Below are 1,715 nucleotides of genomic sequence, written 5' to 3' on the forward strand. Positions count from 1 at the left end.
CCCTTTGAAAACTGAATGAAAGATAAGCGAATTAAAGCAATAAAAGCTAGCGCTTCTATTATATAGAAGTACGAGCCTCGTTGGCACCCCCGTGCTAACGAAAAAGGAAACACTTTCAATGGAGAGTTTGATCCTGGCTCAGGACGAACGCTGGCGGCATGCCTAATACATGCAAGTCGAGCGGACCCGAGGTGCTTGCACCTCAATGGGTCAGCGGCGGACGGGTGAGTAACACGTGGGCAACCTGCCCAACAGACTGGGATAACTCCGGGAAACCGGAGCTAATACCGGATATCCTCTTTTCACCACCTGGTGAAAAGAGAAAAGGCGGTTTCGGCCGCCACTGTTGGATGGGCCCGCGGCGCATTAGCTAGTTGGTGAGGTAAGGGCTCACCAAGGCGACGATGCGTAGCCGACCTGAGAGGGTGATCGGCCACACTGGAACTGAGACACGGTCCAGACTCCTACGGGAGGCAGCAGTAGGGAATCATCCGCAATGGGCGAAAGCCTGACGGTGCAATGCCGCGTGAGTGATGAAGGTTTTCGGATCGTAAAGCTCTGTTGTGAGGGAAGAACAAGTTCGGGAGGAAATGCCCGAGCCGTGACGGTACCTCACCAGAAAGCCACGGCTAACTACGTGCCAGCAGCCGCGGTAATACGTAGGTGGCAAGCGTTGTCCGGAATTATTGGGCGTAAAGGGCACGCAGGCGGTTCTTTAAGTCTGATGTGAAAGGCTGTGGCTCAACCACAGAATTGCATTGGAAACTGGAGAACTTGAGTGCAGAAGAGGAGAGTGGAATTCCACGTGTAGCGGTGAAATGCGTAGATATGTGGAGGAACACCAGTGGCGAAGGCGACTCTCTGGTCTGTAACTGACGCTGAGGTGCGAAAGCGTGGGGAGCAAACAGGATTAGATACCTGGTAGTCCACGCCGTAAACGTTGAGTGCTAGGTGTTAGGGGTTTCGATACCCGTAGTGCCGAAGCAAACGCATTAAGCACTCCGCCTGGGGAGTACGACCGCAAGGTTGAAACTCAAAGGAATTGACGGGGGCCCGCACAAGCGGTGGAGCATGTGGTTTAATTCGACGCAACGCGAAGAACCTTACCAGGTCTTGACATCCTTTGATCGCTCTAGAGATAGAGTTTTCCCTTCGGGGACAAAGTGACAGGTGGTGCATGGTTGTCGTCAGCTCGTGTCGTGAGATGTTGGGTTAAGTCCCGCAACGAGCGCAACCCTTGACCTTAGTTGCCAGCATTCAGTTGGGCACTCTAAGGTGACTGCCGGTGACAAACCGGAGGAAGGCGGGGATGACGTCAAATCATCATGCCCCTTATGACCTGGGCTACACACGTGCTACAATGGACGGTACAACGGGAAGCGAAGCCGCGAGGTGGAGCCAATCCTAAAAAGCCGTTCTCAGTTCGGATTGTAGGCTGCAACTCGCCTACATGAAGCTGGAATCGCTAGTAATCGCGGATCAGCATGCCGCGGTGAATACGTTCCGGGCCTTGTACACACCGCCCGTCACACCACGAGAGCCAGCAACACCCGAAGTCGGTGAGGCAACCGTTTACGGAGCCAGCCGCCGAAGGTGGGGCCGGTGATTGGGGTGAAGTCGTAACAAGGTATCCCTACCGGAAGGTGGGGATGGATCACCTCCTTTCTATGGAGACTTACTTTCCCTGAGCGGGAAAGATAAGATACGCCCTCTCG

The 1,715-nt window shown here is 54.3% G+C and carries 1 rRNA gene; it reads left to right on the forward strand.

Going from position 1 to position 1,715, the window contains the following annotated elements:
- The first annotated feature begins 115 nt into the window (after positions 1-115).
- Positions 116-1,665 (forward strand): 16S ribosomal RNA (locus JCM19055_RS22055).
- Positions 1,666-1,715: the final 50 nt, after the last annotated feature.

It is taken from the genome of Geomicrobium sp. JCM 19055 (genome assembly GCF_000698185.1).
Lineage (GTDB): Bacteria > Bacillota > Bacilli > Bacillales > Marinococcaceae > Geomicrobium_A > Geomicrobium_A sediminis.